This is a genomic window from Pelagimonas sp., assembly GCF_058892305.1.
The window spans coordinates 35,251-57,943 of record NZ_JBZXVN010000042.1; the positions used below are offsets into that span (position 1 = coordinate 35,251).

General features: G+C 58.2%; 22 protein-coding genes. 13 read left to right on the forward strand and 9 right to left on the reverse strand.

The window, feature by feature from the left end; genetic code table 11:
* Window positions 1–24: 24 nt before the first annotated feature.
* The 3 genes from AC5EFR_RS16800 to AC5EFR_RS16810 all read right to left on the reverse strand — a co-directional run bounded on the left by AC5EFR_RS16800 (window position 25) and on the right by AC5EFR_RS16810 (window position 4,421).
* Window positions 25–1,023 (reverse strand): GlxA family transcriptional regulator, encoded by a 999-nt coding sequence (locus AC5EFR_RS16800; protein WP_493576923.1) that lies wholly within the window; start codon window positions 1,021–1,023, stop codon window positions 25–27.
* A complete protein-coding gene (locus tag AC5EFR_RS16805) occupies window positions 1,020–1,910 on the reverse strand; it encodes a homocysteine S-methyltransferase family protein (RefSeq protein WP_493576924.1) in 891 nt (296 codons plus the stop codon). Before AC5EFR_RS16805 ends, AC5EFR_RS16800 begins: the two co-directional genes overlap by 4 nt.
* Before the next feature lie 63 nt (window positions 1,911–1,973).
* A complete protein-coding gene (locus tag AC5EFR_RS16810) occupies window positions 1,974–4,421 on the reverse strand; it encodes a GcvT family protein (RefSeq protein ID WP_493576925.1) in 2,448 nt (815 codons plus the stop codon).
* 101 nt (window positions 4,422–4,522) lie between these two features.
* On the opposite strand from AC5EFR_RS16810, the gene AC5EFR_RS16815 reads away from it, so the two are divergent.
* Window positions 4,523–5,674, forward strand: a complete 1,152-nt coding sequence (locus AC5EFR_RS16815; protein WP_493576926.1) for a hypothetical protein — start codon at window positions 4,523–4,525, stop codon at window positions 5,672–5,674.
* 47 nt (window positions 5,675–5,721) lie between these two features.
* On the opposite strand, the gene AC5EFR_RS16820 is transcribed toward AC5EFR_RS16815, so the two are convergent.
* Both AC5EFR_RS16820 and AC5EFR_RS16825 read right to left on the reverse strand, forming a co-directional pair.
* The gene (locus AC5EFR_RS16820) at window positions 5,722–6,291 is read right to left on the reverse strand and encodes a helix-turn-helix domain-containing protein (RefSeq protein ID WP_299931960.1); all 570 of its coding nucleotides are present in this window, start codon (window positions 6,289–6,291) and stop codon (window positions 5,722–5,724) included.
* Window positions 6,292–6,825: 534 nt separating this feature from the next.
* Window positions 6,826–7,998 (reverse strand): acetyl-CoA C-acyltransferase, encoded by a 1,173-nt coding sequence (locus tag AC5EFR_RS16825; RefSeq protein ID WP_493576927.1) that lies wholly within the window; start codon window positions 7,996–7,998, stop codon window positions 6,826–6,828.
* An 86-nt stretch (window positions 7,999–8,084) separates the two neighbouring features.
* Here AC5EFR_RS16825 and AC5EFR_RS16830 point away from each other — a divergent pair, with 86 nt between their 5' ends.
* From AC5EFR_RS16830 to AC5EFR_RS16850, 5 genes are all read left to right on the forward strand, one after another.
* Window positions 8,085–8,420, forward strand: a complete 336-nt coding sequence (locus tag AC5EFR_RS16830; RefSeq protein WP_493576928.1) for an STAS domain-containing protein — start codon at window positions 8,085–8,087, stop codon at window positions 8,418–8,420.
* Between the two features lie 28 nt (window positions 8,421–8,448).
* On the forward strand, window positions 8,449–8,913 hold the full coding sequence (locus AC5EFR_RS16835; RefSeq protein ID WP_493576929.1) for an ATP-binding protein: 465 nt from the start codon (window positions 8,449–8,451) through the stop codon (window positions 8,911–8,913).
* 635 nt (window positions 8,914–9,548) lie between these two features.
* Entirely contained in the window at window positions 9,549–11,126 is a 1,578-nt protein-coding gene (gene ggt / locus AC5EFR_RS16840; protein ID WP_493576930.1) for a gamma-glutamyltransferase, read from the forward strand.
* 165 nt (window positions 11,127–11,291) lie between these two features.
* Entirely contained in the window at window positions 11,292–11,885 is a 594-nt protein-coding gene (locus AC5EFR_RS16845; RefSeq protein ID WP_493576931.1) for a DUF805 domain-containing protein, read from the forward strand.
* A 24-nt stretch (window positions 11,886–11,909) separates the two neighbouring features.
* Complete coding sequence (locus AC5EFR_RS16850) at window positions 11,910–12,356, forward strand: DUF805 domain-containing protein (RefSeq protein WP_493576932.1); 447 nt, start codon at window positions 11,910–11,912, stop codon at window positions 12,354–12,356.
* A 12-nt stretch (window positions 12,357–12,368) separates the two neighbouring features.
* Here AC5EFR_RS16850 and AC5EFR_RS16855 read toward each other — a convergent pair whose 3' ends face one another.
* Both AC5EFR_RS16855 and AC5EFR_RS16860 read right to left on the reverse strand, forming a co-directional pair.
* A complete protein-coding gene (locus tag AC5EFR_RS16855; protein WP_493576933.1) occupies window positions 12,369–13,739 on the reverse strand; it encodes a glutamate--cysteine ligase in 1,371 nt (456 codons plus the stop codon).
* 61 nt (window positions 13,740–13,800) lie between these two features.
* Window positions 13,801–14,331: a hypothetical protein gene (locus tag AC5EFR_RS16860; protein ID WP_493576934.1), complete on the reverse strand. Its 531-nt coding sequence runs from the start codon at window positions 14,329–14,331 to the stop codon at window positions 13,801–13,803.
* Window positions 14,332–14,639: 308 nt separating this feature from the next.
* On the opposite strand from AC5EFR_RS16860, the gene AC5EFR_RS16865 reads away from it, so the two are divergent.
* Entirely contained in the window at window positions 14,640–15,116 is a 477-nt protein-coding gene (locus AC5EFR_RS16865; protein ID WP_299921186.1) for a YHS domain-containing (seleno)protein, read from the forward strand.
* Between the two features lie 62 nt (window positions 15,117–15,178).
* On the opposite strand, the gene AC5EFR_RS16870 is transcribed toward AC5EFR_RS16865, so the two are convergent.
* The gene (locus tag AC5EFR_RS16870; RefSeq protein ID WP_493576935.1) at window positions 15,179–15,895 is read right to left on the reverse strand and encodes a 16S rRNA (uracil(1498)-N(3))-methyltransferase; all 717 of its coding nucleotides are present in this window, start codon (window positions 15,893–15,895) and stop codon (window positions 15,179–15,181) included.
* Window positions 15,896–15,907: 12 nt separating this feature from the next.
* On the opposite strand from AC5EFR_RS16870, the gene ubiA reads away from it, so the two are divergent.
* The 5 genes from ubiA (at window position 15,908) to AC5EFR_RS16895 (ending at window position 20,807) form a co-directional block, all read left to right on the forward strand.
* Entirely contained in the window at window positions 15,908–16,873 is a 966-nt protein-coding gene (gene ubiA, locus AC5EFR_RS16875) for a 4-hydroxybenzoate octaprenyltransferase (protein WP_493576936.1), read from the forward strand.
* 60 nt (window positions 16,874–16,933) lie between these two features.
* Window positions 16,934–18,892, forward strand: a complete 1,959-nt coding sequence (locus tag AC5EFR_RS16880; RefSeq protein WP_493576937.1) for an OmpA family protein — start codon at window positions 16,934–16,936, stop codon at window positions 18,890–18,892.
* Entirely contained in the window at window positions 18,885–19,214 is a 330-nt protein-coding gene (locus AC5EFR_RS16885) for a hypothetical protein (RefSeq protein WP_493576938.1), read from the forward strand. The genes AC5EFR_RS16880 and AC5EFR_RS16885 overlap by 8 nt, the downstream gene beginning before the upstream one ends.
* Before the next feature lie 146 nt (window positions 19,215–19,360).
* Entirely contained in the window at window positions 19,361–20,233 is an 873-nt protein-coding gene (locus tag AC5EFR_RS16890; protein WP_493576939.1) for a TIGR01459 family HAD-type hydrolase, read from the forward strand.
* Window positions 20,234–20,363: 130 nt separating this feature from the next.
* Window positions 20,364–20,807 (forward strand): MaoC family dehydratase, encoded by a 444-nt coding sequence (locus AC5EFR_RS16895; RefSeq protein ID WP_493577014.1) that lies wholly within the window; start codon window positions 20,364–20,366, stop codon window positions 20,805–20,807.
* Between the two features lie 122 nt (window positions 20,808–20,929).
* Here AC5EFR_RS16895 and AC5EFR_RS16900 read toward each other — a convergent pair whose 3' ends face one another.
* The gene (locus AC5EFR_RS16900) at window positions 20,930–21,976 is read right to left on the reverse strand and encodes an NAD(P)/FAD-dependent oxidoreductase (protein ID WP_493576940.1); all 1,047 of its coding nucleotides are present in this window, start codon (window positions 21,974–21,976) and stop codon (window positions 20,930–20,932) included.
* A 50-nt stretch (window positions 21,977–22,026) separates the two neighbouring features.
* On the opposite strand from AC5EFR_RS16900, the gene mnmC2 reads away from it, so the two are divergent.
* On the forward strand, window positions 22,027–22,689 hold the full coding sequence (gene mnmC2 / locus AC5EFR_RS16905) for a tRNA (5-methylaminomethyl-2-thiouridine)(34)-methyltransferase MnmC2 (protein ID WP_493576941.1): 663 nt from the start codon (window positions 22,027–22,029) through the stop codon (window positions 22,687–22,689).
* Window positions 22,690–22,693 lie beyond the last annotated feature (4 nt).

Consider the following 22,693-nt stretch of genomic DNA (forward strand, 5'->3'; position numbering starts at 1 on the left):
CAATTCGTGAATGTTGAAAATCCGTCATCTTGCGTCGGATTTGCCAAGGTTGGTGCCCTTGGTCGCCTGTTGGCGGCGCTGTTTGCGCAGGGCAAAGGGGGTGATTCCGAAGAAGCCCTTGTAGAGGCCGGAAAACCCGCTGGGGAAACCACAGGCAAGGCCAACTTCACGCACGCTCATATTGGTGTTGAGCAACAGGTTGTTGGCGCGCGCAAGGCGGAGTTCGCGGTAATAGGTGTTGGGGGTGGTGTTCAGGTGCGTGCGGAATTTGCGTTCAAGCGAGCGGCTGGAAATATTCAACACATTGACCAGCTCGGAAATCGGCACCGGATCTTCGATATTGGCCTGCATGATTTGCAGACATTGATCGAGTTCACGATCGCCCGACCCAGAGCTGCGCGCGCCACCAAGCGGTTGGCGGGTTGAGAAATCGCGAATTTTCTCGTGCAAGAGAACATTGGCCACGGTCATCAAGTTGGCCGAGGAAATGTGACGGCGCAGCACCGCCAGCATAACATCCACCGTCGCCCCCATTCCGGCACAGGTCACAACCAGCCCGTCTTCGGTTGCGATGGCGTTGTCGGCCTCAAAGAGGGAGGAACGTTCACGCAGAATATCCGAGTTTTCCCAATGGGTTGACATGCGCGTTCCCTCGGTGCCGCGCTCCTTGATATAGCGGCTAGCGGCCTCGGCCAGAAGGAAGACCTGAGCGCCGCGAAACGTATAGCGGTCGATCTGTGTCCCCACCGACAGCGCCGGGCAATCGGGATCGGCATTGCCGATGACAAAGGCGTAATCGGCATGCGGTTTGGGGGCAAAGGCTTCGGCCTTGACGCAGACCTCGGAACTGCTGTCGACCGGACCGGCAAAGGCGCTTCGATAGGTCCAAGAAAACGGAGGAAAGGCCGCGACACGATTGGCGATGCGCATCGCATCAACAATACCCGCCACTTCGGTCAGGACAAATCCATCAGCGACCAGAATGTCAACGTGCCATGTTTTCTTGGGCCCGGGCGGGATCATTCGATCACATGCCCAGCAGCGGCCAAACGGCGGGCGATTTCGGCGATGTGGGCGGGGCCGGTTTCACAGCAGCCTCCAACAATTGTGGCCCCCATGTCGACCCAAGTCATCACCTGATCGGCGTAGGCCTCGGGGCCCATATCGCGGCGCGCGCTAAGCGAATCGACGGTGGGGGCGTCTTGGAGGAAATCATTGGTGATTTGGGTAAATCCGTTGGCATAGGCCCCAAAAGGCAGACCGGATTTGGCGAGCTGTTCCAGCGCGGCGGGCATGGCCTCGGGCGCGGAACAATTGGCCAAAAGCGCCGCTGCGCCCTCCATATAAGGAAGGATGTCGGCAACGGGTTCGCCCGAGCGCAACAGCGCGCCGTTTTCGTCATCAATGGTGACGGCGATCCAGACGGGTTTGTCGGTGGTGAGCCCGGCCTCAAGCGCCGCGCGGGCATGTAGAACGGAGGCCACGGTTTCAAACAGGATCACATCGACATGCGGGGCAAGGACCTGTGCAACCTCGGCATAAAGCGGCACGGCCACAGATAATTCCGGGTGAATATCGGGCCGATAGCTTGCCCCAAGCGGGCCAATCGCCCCGGCTATGCGCCCCGATCCATGGGAGGTGCGGGCCTCGGCGGCCTCGCTCAGCGCGGCTTGGTGCAGGGCGTTAAACTGATCTTCGACCCCGGCGTTAACCAATCGGTCGCGGTGAATAGCATAGGTGTTGGTGGTGGCGATTGTGGCCCCGGCGTCGAAATAGTCGCTATGGACCGCGCGCACCAAACCGGGGCGGTCGATCATCACTTGGGTTGACCAAAGCGGCGTCGGTTGATCACCGGCGCGATGGATCAATTCCTGACCCATGCCGCCATCCAAAAGGGTTATGTCTGCCATCTCTTGTCCCCTAGATTCGCAAGGCCAACGGGTGGCCTTGCAGTTGGTTTAAAATGGGTCGGATCAGGCGCGCAGGCGCTCGTTTTCCGGGTCCCAAAGTGGTTTGTCTTCTTGAACCACAGCTTTGCACATTTTGCCAAAAATATTGACCTCAAGCTCGGTCCCTGGCGTGGCCAGATCGGGGCGCAGCATCGCCAGAGCAATGGAAGCATTGACCCGATACCCGTAGTTGCCCGACGTGGTTTCGCCGACAACCTCGCCGTTATGCACAATCGTCGACATATAGGGCGCGTCGGCGTCCGGGGCGTCGATGATCAGGGTGGCAAAGGCTTTCTTGCTGCCATCCTTGGCTTCGGCGGCAAGGGCGGCTTTGCCGGGGAAGTCCTGATCCTTGGTCAATTTGGTGAACCGGCCAAGACCGGCTTCGAGCATGGTGTAATCGGTCGAAAGATCACCTTTCCACGTCCGATAGCCCTTTTCGATCCGCATGCTGTCGAGGGCGAACATACCAAAGGGTGTGGCCCCGGCATCGCGAATGGCGGTGTAAACCTCGGCGGCATTCTCGGTTGGAACGTGAACCTCCCACCCCAATTCACCGACAAAGGACACACGGGCCATCATCGCCCCGTGACCCGCAACAGTGGCGGTTTGCAGTGACAGCCAGCCAGCGGAGAGATCGGCGTCAGACACACCGGCAAACAACTCGCGGGATTTCGGACCGGTGACGAGCATTGTGGTGAAGTCACGCGACACGTCCTTGAGCTCAAGACCCGCAGGCAGGTTGCGCCAGAGCAGTTCGTAGTCATGCCATTGCGCCACGGCGGCGGTCATCAGGGTGAAGTCATCGTCACCATGACGGATGCAGGACATTTCCGTCACCACCCGGCCGCGATTGTCCGAGATGTAGATCAGATTCATGCGGCCCACTTTGGGCAAGGCGCCCGCAACGGTACAGCGCAGCCATTCCGCCGCGCCGGTCCCCTTGAGGGTGAAGCGCGAGAAACCGCACATGTCGATGATGCCAACGCCATCGCGCACTGCTTCGACTTCGCGTTTGACGGCAGCCGTCCAAGAGCCTTGGCGCAGCCATGTTTCGGTGCCTTCTTCGGAGGTGTCTTCGCCCTCGGCGGCGAACCAGCAGGCGCGCTCCCAGCCGTTGAAGGCCCCCATTTGGCCGCCATCCGCCACCAAACGATCATGGTTTGGCGAGAGTTTTTTGTTGCGTCCGGCAGGCCATTGGTGATGCGGGAAGTGCATCGCATATTCGTGGCCATAGGTTTCCATCGCCTTCTGGTAGCAAAAGTCGAAATCGGCGTGGTCTGTGTAGCGGCGGCTATCAACAGCCCACATATCCCACTCGGTTTCGCCGGTGGTGATCCATTCGGCCATGCATTTACCGGCACCACCGGCCTGCACGATACCAAAGGTAAAGCTGTGCGCCTCGAAGGCGTTTTTGACGCCGGGCATCGGGCCCATCAGCGGCAAACCATCCGGCGCATAGGGAATTGGGCCGTTGATGTTGCGGCCAACACCGGCGGTGCCAAGGGGGGGAACCCGCTCCATCGCGTCTTCGATATACCATTCGAGACGGTCGAGATCATCGGGGTAAAGCTGGAACGAGAAATCCTCGGGCATTGGGTCGTCTTCGGTGATCCAATGGGCCTTGCAGTTGCGCTCATACGGGCCGAGGTTGAGGCCGTGGGTGTCTTGGCGCAGGTAATAAGAGCTATCGACGTCGCGGATCATCGGAAGCTTTTTGCCGTTTTCCTTGGTCCAGTCTTCGACAGCTGGGATTTTGTCGGTCAGGAAATACTGGTGCGACATGACCACCATCGGCACGTCACGACCGCCGAAGGGTTTGAACCATTCGCCGATGCGCGCGGCATAGTACCCGCCACAGTTGACGACATAATCACATTCGATGTCACCCTTGTCGGTGTGCACAATCCATGTGTCGTCGTCTTTTTGCGTGACGCCAGTCGCCGGGCAGAAACGTTGGATCGAGGCCCCGAGGTCACGCGCGCCTTTGGCCATGGCTTGGGTCAGCTGGGCCGGGTCGATGTCGCCATCCAGCGGATCCCAGAGCACGGAATCGAGATCATGGGTTTCGAGGAAGGGATAGTATTCTTTGGCCTGCTCGGGGGTGAGCATGTCGAGTTGCAACCCCTGATACCGGCCCATGGAGGCCACACGTTCAAACTCCATGGTCCGCTCTTTGGTGTGCCCCAAACGCAGCGCCCCGGTGACGTGATAGTTCATCGGGTAATCAACGTCTTCGGCCAAGGTGCGATACATTTCCAGCGAATAGCGCTGCATGTTCATGATCGCCCATGAGCCGGAAAAGTTCGGGCAGTTGCCAGCGGCGTGCCATGTGGAGCCGGCGGTCAGCTCGTTCTTTTCGAGCAACACGCTGTCGGTCCAACCGGCCTTGGCCAGATGATACAGTGTCGAGACGCCAACGGCGCCGCCCCCGATGATGACCACGCGGGCCTTGGTCGGAAAATCGCTCATGCTAGGTTTCCTTTTCCCTGAGTTTTCTTGATGCGTTTACAGTCCTGCCTGTATGCTGCGCGCGTATCTTGTGCGTGCAGACCGTGTTTGGAGGACTGTTTATGGTTGAGAATTTTATCTATTGGCTGACCGACCCGGACGTGACCGAGCTCGACAACAGCGCCTATGAGCTCATGGTGATCGAAACCAGTGTCACGACAGAGTATGAAGCGGTTTTGACTGCGGCCGAATTGGCCCAATTGCAAACGGCCGGCACCCCCGGCACGGCGGATGACCGCACGGTGTTGGGCTATGTCAACGTCGCCGTCACCGATCACAATCGCAGCTATTGGAACCCCAACTGGGTAAGCGGCGCAGATCCGGCCAACCCCGATGTTGGCACCCCAACGGACGACGCGCCGGATTGGTTGGTCAATGCGCTTGGCACCGCGCGCGGCCCGGTCGGCAATGGCGAGGTTGAGGACCCAAATAACCCCGGTGAAACGATCTATGGCCCTATCGTTGATTTCACCGACCCCGAATGGCAACAAATCGTGATTGATCAGGCGGTTGCCGTTGTTCAGGCGGGCTATGACGGGGTGTTTTTGGACGATGTCGGCCGCTATTTCCTCAGCGACGGCGATGCTGGGCGCGCCATTGCGCTCGCCGAGCGCGCTGAGGCGATGATGGCGCTTGTCAATGCGGTGTCCGACGCCGTATCGGCCGTCAACGCCGATGCGCAGGTCTATATCAACAGCGACGCTTACATGACCTGGAACAACGGCGACACTGTCACCGCGACCGAAGCGGCGTTCATGCAGAACGTTGATGGAATTTTGATGGAAAACCTTTTCAACACAGCGCCCTATGCCCTTACGGCGGCGGCCGATGTTTGGACGGGTCACGCCAATATCCTGTCGGTGGAGTGGCAAGATACGCTGCGCGATCCGGGGGCTTATGCGCAGTTCACCGCCAGCCTTGACATCGCGACCCATGTGCCGGACGAGGCCTCTTATGACGACTTCACGCCGCTTCCCACCGATACGCCCGAGCCTGAATACAGCGTGATTGTTGGCACATGGCAGGGCGAAGTCATTCATGGCACCGAGGGCGATGATCTTATCTTTGCTCTGGGCGGCGATGACACGGTTTATGGCGGCGGCGGAAACGACACAATCATCGGCGGCGACGGGAGTGATATGCTTGTTGGTGGGGATGGCGATGATGTTTTGATCGGCGGAAATGCCCCGGACGATTTCGTCTGGGGGGCCTAAGCGCGCCCGCCGCGTCGCCCTATCGGCGATGACCTGCCCCGCGCCCATCAATAGACCGGTGGCGCAATGACCCAGACCGCAATGGCCGGTTCATCATAGGGGTTGGCCCAGCGAAACGGTTCGCCTTTGATGCGGAAACTGTCACCGGGTTCGAGGGTGAAAAGATGCCCGGCGATCTCGATATCGAGCTTGCCGGTGATGACATAGCCGACCTCTTGGGTGGGCCGCGTCACCGGATCGGGGAGCGAGGCACCGGGGAGAAAGGTCGAATGAACCATCTCAAAATCATCAGTGAGATCAGGGGAGAGCAGCTCCTCTTTGAGGCCCACCTCGCCCGGTCCAATGGATCGCCGCGCGCCAGAGCGCACAATGCGCCCGGTTTCATGCGCCGGTGATGGCGCATTGGAAAACAGGGTCGAGATAGACACGTCCAACGCTTTGGCCAGCCCGCGCAGATCGTCAATGCCGGGTTCGGAGAGATCGCGTTCGACTTGACTGAGCCAGCCAACCGAACGGCCCAAAGCATCCGCAAGCTGCTGCAAAGTTAGGCTCCGGGTGCGGCGCAGGGCGCGAATATCTGCGCCCAAGGTGGTTGTGTGTCGGTGTGTCTGATCCATGATCCGAGTCGTGAAATTATTTAGAAGAATTTCACGCTGCCACGGATTTTTGAAATTTCAAAGGAAAATTTCACGGTAATTTCGATCGACTGACAGGCAGAATTCAAAGGCAAGGGTCAGGCCGCGCAAAGCAAACATCAGCCAAAACCGAGCTATAAAGACCTAAGGTCTCGATTTTACCCAGCGCCTACACCTTCCCTCTGGTCGGGGCTGGCCCTATCTTTTCCAATTTTTGGACTTACCCCTAGCAAGCTGAGCCCCGATCTGGGCTTGCCGCAGGCCCCTCTTTGGCGAACTGATCGCGCGCTGGGACGACCCGACTTGCAAACGGGCTTGGGCGGATTTGATACGCAACGGCACCCAAAAACCAGTCAGGCGCGCAGCCTGATCAACGCAGCCTAGTCAACGATGAAGTCGCGTTGTGGGCGATGGCGCGTGTGCAGACCAAAACGGCTTGGCCGCGCGCGCGGGCACCACGGTTAAGCCGCCCCGTGACAGGGCGGCTTGCGTTGTTTTGGGGCCGTTTACAGGTGATTAGGGGCGTTCGATCGCGATGGCTGTGCCCTCGCCGCCACCAATGCAGATCGCGGCGACACCGCGTTTAAGCCCCCGTTTTTCCAAGGCATTGAGCAAGGTCACCATGATCCGCGCACCCGACGCCCCGATGGGGTGGCCCAGCGCACAGGCACCGCCGTTGACGTTCACCTTGTCATGGGAAATGCCCATTTCATGCATGAAGGCCATGGGCACAACGGCAAAGGCCTCGTTGACCTCCCAAAGGTCAACGTCATCCACGGACCACCCCAAACGGTCGAGCAGCTTTTTCGCCGCGGGCACCGGTGCGGTCGGGAAGAGGTTGGGCGCATGGGCGTGGCTGGCATGGCCAAGAACACGGGCGCGGATCGGCGCACCGGCGGCCTTGGCAGCGTCGGCGGTGGTCATGACCAAAGCCGCCGCCCCATCCGAGATCGACGAAGAGTTGGCCGGGGTGACCGTGCCATCCTTGCGAAAGGCCGGTTTTAGGTGCGGGATTTTTTCGGGGCGGGCATTACCGGGCTGCTCATCCTCGGCCACGACAACATCGCCTTTGCGGGTGGTCATGGTGACGGCGGCGATTTCTCCTTCAAATGCGCCGGATTTTTGTGCCTCAAGCGCACGCGACAAAGAGGCCAATGCATAATTGTCCTGGGCTTCGCGAGTGAATTGAAATGCCTCGGCGCAATCTTCGGCAAAGGTGCCCATCAAACGACCCTTGTCATAGGCATCTTCGAGCCCATCAAGGAACATGTGGTCAACGACCTCACCATGGCCCAACCGCGCCCCACCGCGCATTTTCGGCAGGATATAGGGGGCGTTTGTCATGCTTTCCATACCGCCTGCGATGATGGTGCCGGCGTGACCTAAGGCCAAGCGATCAAAGGCAAACATCGCGGCGCGCATACCCGAACCACACATCTTGTTAAGTGTGGTGGCTGGGACATCCTCTCCCAAACCCGCAGCGAACCCGGCCTGACGAGCCGGTGCTTGCCCCTGCCCGGCGGGCAAAACGCAGCCCATCAGAACTTCGTCGACCTGAGGGCTTGCGGCCTGCTCAAGCGCCGCCTTGATCGCAGCGCCGCCTAGTTGCGCGGCGTCTTCGCCGGCAAACGCCCCTTGGAATCCCCCCATAGGCGTACGTGCCGCCCCGGTGATGACCACATCTTGCATGAATTATCCTCCAATTCTCTGCACCTGCATACCGAATGGTAAGGATTGGCGTCTAGGGTCTGAATGACTTGAGCAAAGAGGCTGGTATGGAATTTTCAACCCAAACAACTGGAGACGTCAGTGTGATCACTGTCGAAGCGGAGCGTATTGACGCCTCGGTCGCGATATCTTTCAAGGATAAAATGCGTGAACAGATGGCCAATTTTAGCGGCCGCATGATTCTGGACCTACATAAAGTAACCTTTATTGATTCGAGCGGCCTTGGCGCGATCGTCGCGGCGATGAAGCTTATGCCAGCCGGTGGGAAACTGGAACTCGCCGGTCTAACGCCTGCGGTCGACAAAGTGTTTCGCATGACCCGAATGGATTCGATCTTTGCCATTCATGACTCTGTGCAAACCGCCCAGGCCCAAAGCGCCTAATGATCTGGCTCTGATCGGAGTTCCCTTGATGACCGGCAAATCAGGCGACCAGACCGTCCTGGCTTTCCGCTATGTTCTGCATAGCACCCCAGAGGCCGTGCGTGAAACCTTGACGTCGCTACGTCGTGATCTGGAATCGCAAAGCTTTTTCACCTGTCCCGGTGACATATGGGAGCTGGTCCTTGCTGAAGTGCTCAACAATATTGTTGAGCATGCCTATGGCGAAAGCCCGGATGGTGAAATCCAGTTTGACGTGCAATTTACTGGGCTCCGCCTATGCGCGGGGTTCATTGACACCGGCGTGGCAATGCCGGAGGGGGCTTTGCCAAGCGGAGCTCCCGCCAATCTGGATGTGGACATGCAACACATGCCAGAGGGAGGTTTTGGCTGGTACCTCATCCAAAGCCTGAGCGACCGGTTGGTTTATGAGCGCAAGGGCTCTGAAAACCACCTAAGCCTTGAGATGCCGATACAGATGCAAGCCCAAGGATAATCCAGGTAGCGATGTCTTCAAAACACCTTGGCCGCGCCACAATCGGGGCAGATTTCAGCATCATACATGGTCTTGTAGCTGCATATAGCTTCCCTCGGCACCGTGTGTTCTAGCCCCCACCCAGTGCACGGTGTCGAGGACTACAATTTCCTCAATAACTTACACGATCTAACGGCGCGCCTTGTGGGCGAGGCCGTTTTTGCGCGTGCTGAGGTCAAACGGAAAAAATGCCCGAGAGTTACCCTTTTCTTGTCGCAATCCCGCCGCATCACACTGCGATACCTATCCTTGTAGCTGCATAGGCTTCCCTTGGTGCCGCGTGTTTTAGCCCCCACCCAGTGCGCGGCACCGAGGACTATCAGCAACCTCCCCCCAAATCACACGATCAATCCGGCTTAACACCCGAAATCCAAACAATTTTACCTGCCTGATTCAAACCTTTGCAGGGTCACAATCTAACCCCATTCTCATAGGATAACGGGTCTTGTAGCTGCATAGGCTTCCCTCGGTATCGCGTGTTACAGCCCCCACCCAGTACGCGATACCGAGGATCTACACAGCAATCCCCCCCCATGATGTTGACCTGCCGCGCGTCGCTCCTATTGTTCAAACCGAACAACAGGATCAAAAACTATATGCGCGACTTTCATCTTCCCGGCCGTTCGGCGGTTTATGCCAGCAATGGCATGTGTGCCACGTCTCATCCCTTGGCGGCGCAGGCCGCGGTGGATGTGCTGCGCCGCGGTGGCAATGCCATGGACGCCGCGATTGCGGGCGCTGTTCTTCTTGGCGTCGCCGAACCCCAGATGACGGGTATCGGCGGGGATTGTTTCGCGCTGGTCTCTCCGTCTGGGTCCGAGGATGTCATGGCCGTCAACGGGTCGGGCCGCGCACCAAGCGCCGCAACGGCCCAGCGTTTGCGCGACGCCGGTCAAGCAACCGTGCCGGTTCACGATGTCGAAGCCATCACAATCCCCGGCGCGATTGACGCGTTTTGCACCATGTCGGACAAATGGGGCAAGCTCGGCCTTGCCGATAGCCTCGCCCCCGCCATCCACTATATGGAAACCGGCGTTCCGGTTGCGCCGCGCGTGGCGTTTGATTGGCCCACTAGCGGCAAGTGCCTAACGGGTAGTGCCCGTCAAGATTTCATGGTGAACGGTCAAGTTCCCAAGATCGGCGACATGTTTGCCCTTCCCAAGCAAGCCAAACTTTTGCGCAAGATTGCCAAGGATGGCCGCGCGGCGTTTTACGAAGGTGAAGCGCTCGACGACATGCTGGCCGCTTTGACTAGCCTTGGCGGGCTACATAGTGCCGAGGATTTCGCCGATACCGCTTGTACGATCACATCCCCAGTTAGCGGGGACTATAAGGGGCAGGAGTTGTTGGAGCATCCGCCCAATGGCCAAGGCATTATTGCCCATCTGATGCTTAACATCCTGTCGCATTTCGATTTATCGAACCTTGATCCCTTTGGTGTGGATCGCGTCCATATCGAAGCCGAGACGGCGAAGTTGGCCTATGATGCGCGCAACCGGTTTCTGGCAGATCCAGAGCATATGACCAAGCTCGACCATCTTTTGTCACCGCAAACCGCCGAACAACTGGCCGGTTTGATTGACATGAACCGCGCGATGGCGGCCCCCGCCGCCCTAAGTGAGGCGGTGCACAAGGACACGATTTACATCACCGTTGTTGACCGAGATCGCATGGCAGTGTCGTTGATTTATTCGATATTTCATGGCTTTGGGTCGGGGATCGCGTCGGAAAAATTCGGCGTTTTGTTTCAAAACCGTGGTGCAGGGTTCTCGCTCGTCTCCGGGCACCCGAACGAGCTTGCGGGGGGTAAACGCCCGATGCACACCATCATCCCGGCGATGTTGCGTGAACAGGGCCGCGTGACCATGCCATTTGGTGTGATGGGCGGGCAATATCAGCCCAACGGCCATGCCCGTGTTCTAACCAATCTGGTTGACTATGGGATGGAGTTGCAAAGCGCCCTGGACGCTCCGCGCAGTTTTGTTGATGGCGGCAAGTTGCAATTGGAACGTGGCTTTGGCGATGCGGTTCGCGGCGAACTCGCCGACAGGGGGCATGACATTACAACTCCTGATGGTCCTCTTGGCGGCGCGCAGGCCATCAAAATCCGGGACAATGGCGTGCTTGAGGGGGCGTCGGACCCGCGTAAAGACGGCTGTGCCATCGGTTATTAATCGGCGCGGTGCCGCAAAGATGAATCAAATATGAATGGTAAATCCCTGTGAAAACCGGGGCTTGCCGTTGGATTGGATGCAAAAGCCGCAAGCTTTTCACGCCAGTGCCCGATTTTCGCCCCGCTCTGACAGCACAAAAGAGTTGCTGACAACCGGAGCAAGAATATGATTGGCCCTCACACCGCGCTAGAAAACTACATTTTCAAAGCTTTCAATATTTCAGGCCGCGCCACGCGTGCCGAATATTGGTGGGTCGCGCTGATCATATTTGTTTTTATGGCCATCGCAGCCGTTCTCGACATCTATACGATCACGACGGCGCATGTGACCAATTACAACCCGTTGGCCTATCTGACACCGGTTCTGTTGCTTTTGACCTTTATTCCCAACACCACGATCCTGATCCGTCGTCTGCACGATGCGGGGCGATCGGGCATGTGGTACTTCGTCAACTCGATCCCAATTGTCGGACCGATCTGGTTATTGGTTTTGCTGATCTTGCCCTCGGAGCCCGAAGAAAACCAATGGGGGCAGCCGCCTCATAACCCAACACCGACGCGCCGCACCGGTTTTGACGCGATCAAGGAACCCGCCGCAGGCCCCACCACCGCGCGAGAAGCCCGCCCCCATGATGCCCGTCAAAGCTATGCGACTTTGTTGAAGCTGGATCGCGACCCCTCACCGGAAGAAGTGGCCGCACAACGCGAACAGATTAGCGATTATTATCAGACCCATGTGCTAGGCCGAGCCAGCGCTTAACCCCGCTAACGGTAGGCCCCAGTTATGAGTCCTAGCATCGCAGTTCCCCGTTTCTTCACCAAAACGCTGGATTTCTCCGGTCGCGCGTCGCGACCGGAATTCTGGTGGGTAGTGTTGATTGTCGATGTGTTGCCTATGGCGGCAATGTGGGCGTTGGGAATGCCGGGATATGCCTATCAGATATGGCTTTGGGCGCTGCTCTTGCCGCGCGTCTCACTTTCGATACGACGATTGCATGACATCGGATTGTCGAGCGCAATCGCCCTGCCCTGTTTTGTCATTATCTCGGTTTTGACCGTGTTCAATTTTCTATTCTTGGGCGGGCTTGTCTTTGTGGCGATTGCCGCCGCACAACGGGGACAAAGCACCGAAAACCAGTGGGGACCGCCCCCAAATAGCGGAGCGGGACCCGACAAAAACAAAACGCGCCACGGGCCTATGCCGCGACGCGATCCGCTTTTTCACGATTGAACGGTCCCGAATTTAGTAGGAATACTCGGAATAGATCTTGCTGAGATCGCCGTTCCAATCACCGTGGTAATGCTCCAAAAGCTCATCCGCAGGCACCTGACCCGTTTCCAGCGACTCTTTGAGAGCATTGAGGAAATGGGTTTCATCGGGCACCAGACCACCGGCACCGGGTTTGGCCCGCGCCTTGAGCCCCGCTTCGGAAATCGCCACAACTTCGCGTGCCAGATCATGCATGTTGATGCCGTTGACCTTGGTCTGAAGCCCGTGGATTGACGCTTGAACGCGCAACTCGTCGCGGGTTTCGGCATCCCAATCTTTGGCCAAATCCCACGCCGCATCAAGCGCAGTTTGGTCATAGGTCAGCCCGACCCAAAACGCCGGAAGCGCACAAAGACGACGCCACGGACCACCATCGGCCCCACGCATTTCGATGAACTTTTTCACCCGCGCTTCGGGAAAGACGGTGGTCAGGTGATCGGCCCAATCGGACAGAGTTGGGGTTTCGCCGGGCAAGGCAGGCAATTCACCCTTGAGGAAATCGCGGAAGGATTGACCCAGCGCGTCGATATATTCGCCGTCGCGATAGACAAAATACATCGGCACATCGAGCGCATATTCGACCCAAGCCTCAAACCCGAAACCCTCGTCAAAAACAAACGGCAACATCCCGGTGCGCGACGCATCCAAATCACGCCAAATGCGCGAGCGCCAGCTTTTGTGACCGTTTGGTTTGCCCTCAAAGAATGGCGAGTTGGCGAAAAGAGCAGTGGCCACGGGCTGCAAAGCCAAAGCGACACGCATCTTTTGCACCATGTCGGTCTCGGATGAGAAATCGAGATTCACCTGGACGGTACAGGTTCGATACATCATGGATTTGCCCATGGTGCCGACTTTGTCCATGTAGGAATTCATCAGGCGGTAGCGCCCTTTGGGCATCATCGGCATCTGGTCATGCGACCATTCCGGTGCCGCGCCAAGACCAATGAAACCCACGCCGATTTTGTCGGCAATATCCTTGACGTCAACAAGGTGCGAATTCACCTCGTCACAGGTTTGGTGGATGGTTTCCAGTGGCGCACCAGAGAGTTCCAGCTGGCCACCCGGTTCAAGCGAAATATTCGCGCCGTCTTTTTCAAGACCAATGATATTCCCGGCCTCAAGGATCGGGGCCCAATCATGACGATCACGCAGCGCTTCGAGCACAGCTTTGATAGACCGGGTGCCTTCGTAGGGCAGCGGTTTGTGCGTATCAACGCAATAGCCGAACTTTTCGTGTTCGGTGCCAATGCGCCAGTCTTCCTTGGGCTTACAGCCCGAAGACAGATACTCGGCCAACTGTTCGTGGCGCTCGATTGGACCGCCGCCAGATTGAGGAATGGACATGGGCTCTCCGCCTATTAGGTGCCGCTTGGGTTCCAAGCCATGAGGTGAATGTGGACCGGTGTCAATGCAGGGTTGCCACCGAGGATTGCACAGCGGGCTTGCGCCAGATCACATAGCTGTGTGGTTCGGTTGCCGACATGGCGCGGGTGACCTTTTCGAAATCGGCACCGGGAAGGGCCGACAACATGTCGAAAATCAAGTCGGTGCCAGCGGCGTCAACCGGGATGCTCAACACCCCGTCTTCGCCGACAAAGGTCCAAACCACCTGTTGGCGCAAACGCACATCCAGCGTGACGCGCCAGAGGGTATCGACCGACAAAATCCCGCCGCCTTCGGGGGCAAAATAGCTTATTTGACGTTCATTGATTTGCACGATGCCGGGGCCGTCATCGCCTTGTGGGAAACGGGCGCGGCGACTGCCAGAGGCACAGAGAAACGCCCCGAGAACGGCGATGAAATAGCCGATCCAATGCAAGAGCCCCCCGCCGGTAAACAGCGCCCAATACAGGCCCAGCGCACAGACTGCAGCGCCGATCATTGCCTCGCTCCAGCGTGCCAGAACGGTTGCGGCCTCGGGGCGGATCACACTCATGTTTGTATCCTTGCTATCCAACGGGGCGCGGGGCCGTTTCAAACATTCTCATCATCTATTCTCTATGCATATCGGTCCTAAGGCGCGCTCTGCAAGGGCAGAGGGGTCTGTGCAAAAACGCACAAATTTCCCGGATATACGCACAGTCAAATAAGCTTGTTTTGTATGTGATCCAGCCATGGCCCAAATCCAATCCACAAGCGCCGCACCATTTCAGGCCGCTGACCACGTCAATTTCAGGCGTCAACAGACATCTCTCGGCTGGCTGCACATTCCTGCAAAACGCCGATCATTAAAAAGGGACCACCATGTCCAACTTCACATCTTTCCTCGGCGGTATCGCAGTTTCCGTTGCTCTTGCCACATCCGCCTTGGCGGCTGGTGTTGACGTCAACGCGTCGTCAACCGGTCTGGCTATGCAGGGGTATGACCCGGTTGCCTATTTCACCGATGGCGCACCGACCAAGGGCGACTACCAGCTTACCGCCGTTTACAACGACGCAACCTATTGGTTCTCGTCAGAAGACAACAAAGCCGCGTTTGAAGCCAACCCAGAGGCCTATGCCCCGGCCTATGGCGGCTATTGCGCCTTTGGCACCGCCATGGGGTTCAAGTTTGACGGTGATCCAACGCTTTGGAAGATCGTTGATGAAAAGCTCTATCTGAACCTATCGCCAAGCATTCAGGAACGTTGGGCCACCAATATTCCCGGCTTTATCGCCGATGCGGATTCGAAATGGGGTGACATTGCCGATGTCGAGCCAGCGGTTCTTCTTGAGCAATAAATCCAAATACGGTGGCGGCCCGCATGGGTCGCCGCCTTTATAATCCGCCGGATTTGGCGGGCTTACCAGTCACCATAGCGGGTTTGCCACAGGGTCATCGCCGCAACTGCGGCGGTTTCCGCCCGCAAAATGCGCGGTCCAAGGCTAAGCGTGTGGGCATTGGGCAAGGATTGCAGGCGGCTGCGTTCCCGGTCGGAAAACCCACCCTCGGGGCCGATCAAAATGCACCAAGGGCCTTTAGACACTTCATCAGGCGCGCGTTGCGCTCCCGCCTCGGCCTCATCGCAAAACATCAGCTGGCGATCCTTGGTTTGGTCGATCAAGGCGTCAAAACGGAACAGCGGGGCCACCTCGGGCACATAGGTTGCGCCACATTGTTCCGCCGCCTCAACCGCATGGGCCTGTAAGCGGTCCTGACGGATGCGTTCGGAATTGGTGAAATCGGTGCCCATGGGCACAATGCGCCGCGCCCCCATTTCCACCGCCTTTTCAACGATAAAATCGGTCCGCGTCTTTTTTATCGGCGCAAAACAAAGCCAGAGATCAGGTGGCAAACCCAGTGGGGCACTTAAGGTGTCACAGGTCAAAACACCGCCCCGTTTGCCCGCCGTTGTCACAGCGGCCTGCCATTCACCATCCACACCATTGAAAAGCGCAACGCGAGCGCCAACGGCCAATCGCATGACCCCAAAGAGGTAATGCGCCTGATCGCGCGACAGCGAGACGTCTTGTCCCGGCCCCAAAGGGTGCTCTACATAAAGGCGGATTTTAGCTTTCATGAGGCGCAGCATATGACCGGCACCGAGCAGACACCAGAGCCCACCGGGCAGGTTGCGGACGCTGTGAAGGACAATTGGGTTGATACCTATGCACCACAAGGGTTGCGCCCCTATCTGCGGCTAAGCCGAGCCGACCGGCCGATTGGCTCTTGGTTGCTGTTGCTGCCCTGTTGGTGGGGGGTGTTGCTGGCCATGGTGCATGACGGGGAAATGCGGCTGTTTGATCTTTGGATCATTATTGGCTGCGCCATCGGTGCGGTATTAATGCGCGGCGCGGGGTGTACGTGGAACGACATCACCGACCGCGATTTTGACGGGCGGGTCGAACGCACCGCTTCGCGCCCCATTCCATCGGGTCAGGTCACGGTGAAACAAGCGCTGGCTTGGGCGGTGCTACAATGTCTGATTTCGTTTGCCATTCTGATCACCTTTCCACCGATGGCGATCCTGCTTGGGGTCATCGCGCTGATCCCGGTGGCGATTTACCCCTTTGCCAAACGGTTCACATGGTGGCCTCAGGTGTTTTTGGGCGTTGCCTTCAACTGGGGCGCTTTGCTGGCATGGACGGCCCACACCGGAAGCCTGAGCCTTCCAGCGGTTTTACTATACCTCTCGGGCATGGCTTGGACGCTGTTTTATGACACGATCTATGCCCATCAGGACACCGAAGACGATGCGTTGATCGGGGTGAAATCAACGGCCCGATTGTTTGCAGAAAACACTCCCCGCTATTTGGCATGGTTCATGGTTTTGGCCGTCGCGTTGATGGGGATGGCCGTTGTTGCCGCCGCCCCCGACGGCGAAATCCTGCAAATGGTGATCTTGCTGACCGGACCTTGGGCCATGGGATGGCATCTTATGTGGCAGCTGCGTCGCCTAAAAATGGACGATAACGACCGCTTGCTGGAATTGTTTCGATCTAACCGCGATGCTGGCCTGATCCCTGTGCTGTTTTTCGCCGCATCGCTATTCGCTTGATTGCGGAATGTGTTTAGCTTGCGTATCAACGCCTAAGACTTAAACAGGACCGGAGCGTCTATGCGCCTTTCCTCAATCTTTACCTTTTGCGGAACCTTCGCCGCGGCTGGCGCTGTCAGCCTTGTTAGCGCGTATTTTGCCGCAGGGGTGATTGAAACCGCCTCCAAGACCGATGTGCTCAAGGAGTTGGACCTAGAAGGTTTGACCTGGGCCGAGGTTGACACCAATGGCTTGCAGGTCTTTTTGATCGGCACCGCCCCGGACGAAGCCGCCCGTTTCAAAGCGCTGAGCACCGCCGGAAGCGTTGTGGATGCCGCGCGTGTCATCGACCAGATGCTGGTGGAAGATCCCGAAGACGTCGCACCGCCAGAGTTTTCGATCGAAATTTTGCGCAACGATGCCGGTTTGTCGGCCATCGGGTTGATCCCGACATCGACCAACCGCGACGAATTGATCGAAGGGTTTGAAAAGCTCGCTGGTGACGGTGAAGTGTCGGATTTGTTGGGCGTTGCTGATTTCCCAACGCCCGAGGGCTGGGACACGGCGCTTAGCTTTGCACTTAGCGCCCTGCGGGATTTGCCGCGCTCGCAGATTTCGGTGCGCCCCGATCTTGTGGCGATCAATGCCATGGCCGAAAGCGACGAACATCGCCGCCGCATCGAAAGCGGGTTGGCGCGTCGTGTGCCCGAAGGGCTGAAACTGGCGCTTGAGCTATCGGCCCCGCGCCCGGTGATCTCGCCCTTTACGCTACGCTTTATCATCGACGACACCGGCCCGCATTTTGACGCCTGTTCCGCCGATACCGAAGAGGCCAGCCAACGTATCCTAAAGGCCGCCGCAGATGCCGGTCTTGAGGGGAAATCCTCTTGTACGCTTGGGCTTGGTGTGCCGTCACGCCGCTGGGCCGATGCCGCCGTTTTAGCAATATCAAAGCTGTCGGAACTCAAAGGCACCTCGGTGACCTTTACCAATGCCGATATCACCCTGATCGCCCCCGAAGGCACAAGTCAGGCGCTGTTTGACCGCGTTGTCGGCGAGTTGGAAACCGCCCTACCCGGCGTGTTTGCGCTTCATGCGGTGCTTCCCAAAGCGCCCGAGCAATCCGCAGAAGGCCCACCGGAATTCACCGCAACCCTAAGCCCCGAAGGCAAGGTGCAATTGCGCGGTCGCGTGTCGAGCGAAATCGCACGCCAGACCATGGATAGCTATGCCCGCGCCCGCTTTGGTTCCGAAGATGTTTACACCGCCGCCCGTGTCGCCGAAGGCTTGCCCAATGATTGGCAAGTGCGCACCTTGGCCGGGCTCGAAGTTTTGTCCAGCCTTGTGAATGGTGCGGTGACGGTCACGCCGGACAATGTTGCGATTTCCGGCAAAACCGGCAACCAAAACGCCCGTGCCGATATTGCCCAGCTTTTGGCAGCGAAACTTGGCGATGCCGCCGAGTTTGAGATCAACGTTGAATATGTCAAACAGCTTGATCCGACGCTTGGCCTCCCAAGCCCTGAGGAATGCGAAGCCCAGATCGTCGAGATCATTGGCGCACGCAAAATTTCCTTTGAACCGGGGTCGGCAACGCTGGATACCTCGGCCAAGGATCTGATGGACGAATTGGCGACCTTGTTGAAGAAATGCGGGGACATTCCGCTTGAGGTGGGTGGCCATACGGATAGCCAAGGCCGCGAATCGATGAACCAAAAGCTTAGCCAAGACCGGGCCCAAGCCGTTCTCGATGCGCTGCGTGGTCGCTTGGTTCCGGTCAGAGCCTACACGGTTGTCGGCTATGGTGAGGCCAATCCGATTGCGGATAACGACACCGAAGATGGCCGCGAAGCCAACCGTCGTATCACCTTTACCCTGCTGAAAACCGACACCAAAGACGGCGCGGACACGGGCGCGGACACGGGCGAGCCAACAGCAGACGACACAAGTGATCCAGAGGCCGCAGAAGCCTCGGGTGACAAAAAAGACGAAGAAGCAGAGGCCGGGGCAGACGCGGCAAAGGGGACAAACGATGGATAGAACGCAGTTCATCATAATGACAGCCGTTATTCTTTTTGTGGCCTTTTGTGTGGGCTGGTTTGCCCATTGGCTGCTCCACCGCTTTACCCGCGTCAGTCAGGCCGACATGGATCAGCTTGAGCGCATGAGCCAGGAATTGCACGAGGCCGAAGAGACCCGCGATCAGGCCATCACCTATCTGCAACAACGCGAGGCTGAGCTGACCAACCAATTGGCCCAGACCGAAGCCGAGTTGTCAGCGGCGATGGATGGCTTGCGCGAAGCCCGCCAAGAGGCGGAAGAAATGCGCGTTTATGTCGAACGCATCCAAAGCCAAGGTTAGAATCAGGGGTAAAGCCGGGGGTGCTATCGCGGCGCACCCGCGCGCATTCCGGTGGAATTGACTAGAATACAAAGCCGGCGCCCCTTTCCACATGGGGCGCGATGTGGGATGACCGGGGCAACTGTTCCCAAGCTGTGATCCGCACCATGACCCAGATTATCTCCGCCCTCTCCGAGATTTCAGACCGCTACGAGGCGCTCTTTGTCGATCTGTGGGGCTGTGTCCACAACGGCGTCACCGCCTTTCCCGAAGCCGTGGCCGCGCTTCAGGCCTATCGCGCCACTGGCGGCATTGTGGTTTTGGTCACCAATGCCCCGCGCTCGCGCCACGAGGTCGCCAAGCAATTGGTGAAATTCAATGTGCCCGAAGACGCTTATGACGACATCGCCACATCCGGCGATAGTGGCCGTTCGGCGATGTTTCAGGGCGCAGTTGGCTCCAAGGTTTGGTTCATTGGCCAACCCCACGACCAGCCGTTTTTCGAACCGCTCAGCCTAATCGACAACCCGGTGACAATAGAACAGGTCGCGCTTGAGGAGGCCGAGGGCATCATATGTTGCGGCCCGCTTAACCCCCATGCGGATCCGTCGGAGATGCGTGGGCAGTTCTTGTACGCCAAACAAAAGGGTATGAAACTTCTTTGTGCCAACCCCGATATCGTCGTCGATCGCGGCGAAACGCGGGAATGGTGCGCCGGGGCCTTGGCCCAACTTTATACGGAAATGGGCGGCGAGAGCCTCTATTTCGGCAAACCGCATCCGCCGATCTATGATCTGGCCCGTCGCCGGTTGGCCGCGTTGAAACCGGGCATTGCCGATATTGGCATTCTGGCCATCGGCGATGGGCCACATACCGACATCATGGGGGCCATGGGAGAGGACATTGATTCTCTTTTCATCACCGGCGGTTTGGCACGGGCAGAGACAAAAACGACAAGTGACCCGGATGGCGCGGCGCTAAACGACTATTTGGCCAAGGAAAACATTGCTCCGCAATTCAGCATAGGGATGCTGCGATAACAGAATTCCCCCTTGATTTTTCTGCAAGTGCAAAGTAATAAAATTACAAAGCACAGCAGAAGGACGCCCATTTGTTACCCGGTGACTTTGGTCACTTGCCGTATCAGGGCGGATCATCATGGAGGATAAGATGTTGGACAACCTGCCACGTGGCACGATCTGCATCGAAGATATCGAAATGGGCATGTCCCGGTACCTGCGCAAACAGGTCACCGATCAGGACATCGAAATGTTTGCCGAGGTTTCGACCGACCGCAATCCGGTGCATCTTGATGATGAGTATGCCAATGACACGATTTTTGAAGGGCGCATTGCCCATGGCATGCTAACCGCGGGCCTGATCTCTGCGGTAATCGGCGAACAACTGCCCGGCCACGGCACGGTTTACATGGGTCAAACGCTCAAGTTCCTTGCCCCCGTGCGCCCCGGCGACATGGTCTATGCCGAGGTCAAAGTGGTCGATATCGACCATGGCAAACGCCGTGTAACGCTCGATTGCCATTGCTCGGTTGATGGGAAAAAAGTGCTGATCGGTGAGGCCAAGGTTTTGGCCCCGTCGCGCAAGTTCGACTAACCATTGGTGGGGTGAAACCCCACCCTACAAACCTCACAAAACCGGTGCGAGTTGCGCGCCGGTTTTTTTGTGCCTTTGCGGGATGGTGGGTGGGGCGAGGGCAAAGCCCAGCGTCACCCCCATCACCGCTTGAAACAAGCCTGAAATCCAAAGCCCTCAGGAATGGTATCGCGTCCATCCAACATCAAATCGGCCATCACTTCGGCGACTTTTGGGGCCATGCCAAAACCGATTTTAAAACCGCCATTGGCAACAAAATGCCCATCCCGGCCGGGCCACGCCCCCAACAAAGGGGCCCGAGACCGTGCCCGAGGCCGCACCCCGGCCCAGCGGCCAATCACCTCGGCCTCTTTTAGCACCGGCAAGGCCGCATAAGCGCGGGCAATCAGATCATCGCATTGCTCATCCACCGATGTCGGATTGTCGAAATCCCGCTCCGACGTCGAGCCAATCGCAACCGTGCCATCCGCGTGCGGAATGATATGCAACCCTCCGACAAACACCTGCGCCGCCGTTGGGGCCGCATATCGTAGATGCACCGACTGGCCTTTGACGCCATCGCCGACCTTGCGGCCCATCGACTCGTTCAAATCCAGCAATCCGCGCCAACCCGTCGCCCAGATCACCCCGCCCTCATCCGGGGCGGTTTCGACAATCTCGACACCGCGCGCCACAAGCGCCGCAACCAATGCTGCCCCGGCCCGTCGCGGGGCCATGCGCGCCGTCAATGTGTCATGAATCAACCATCCGCTTGGGCTTGAAGGGGCAAAATCCCCGGCGTCTTTGACGTGGACCAAATCCCAAACCGCACGGCCTTGCCATAGCGCCTCGGCCCCGCGCCCGCGCGCGCGGGCCAGCTCAAGCGCCGCCTCGTCCGCCACAGGTTGCAAGCGCCCCGTGCGCCCATACCCCGCCGTCACGCCCCCCGCCTCTTCGACCTCGGCCCAAAAGGCTTCGGCCATCAACAGACTATCGAGTTGAAAGGCCTTCTTTTCATTCCAGTTTTCCGGCACATGCGGGGCCAATGCCCCGACCAATCCGCCCGAAGACCCGGCACCGGGACCGTTTGGGTCAACCACCCGAACACGTGCCCCGCGCAACACACAGGCCCAGGCCACCGACAACCCAAAGATACCTGCACCGCGCACGGTTACATCCACACTTGCCATTGCCGGACCTCGCTGTATTCCATATCCACGCTCTTCTAAGGACAAAGCCCATGGCAGACCACCACAGCCTTGATTGGCGCGGCGAAACGCCCGTGTCCACCCGGTTTGATGACCCGTATTTTTCGCTTGAAAATGGATTGGACGAAACGCGACATGTGTTTTTGCAGGGCAACGACTTGCCCGATCGCTTTTGCGATGGGTTTCAGATTGCCGAATTGGGCTTTGGCACCGGGTTGAACCTTTTGGCGGCGCTTCAGCTTTGGCGCCAATCCGGTATCGCGGGCCAGTTGCGCTTTACCACGTTCGAGGCCTTCCCGCTGAGTGCACCGGAAATGATCCGCGCACAGGCGGCCTTTGGCGATCTGGCCGAGATCGCCAGCGAGCTTGCCCCGCAGTGGGGCAAAACCAAATTTGAGATCGCCGACTTGCGTTTTGAGATGGTCGAAGGCGACGCGCGCGCGACGCTTCCTAGGTGGCAAGACAAGGCCAATGCGTGGTTTCTTGATGGGTTTTCTCCGGCCAAAAACCCCGAGCTTTGGTCGCCCGAATTGATGGCCGAAGTCGGCACGCATATGACCCCCGGTGCATCCGCCGCGACATATACCGCCGCGGGTCATGTGCGACGTGGCCTTGTCGCTGCTGGGCTCGAAGTGACGCGTCTACCCGGCTATGGACGCAAGCGACATATGACACGGGCGATCAAGCCCGCATAGTGAA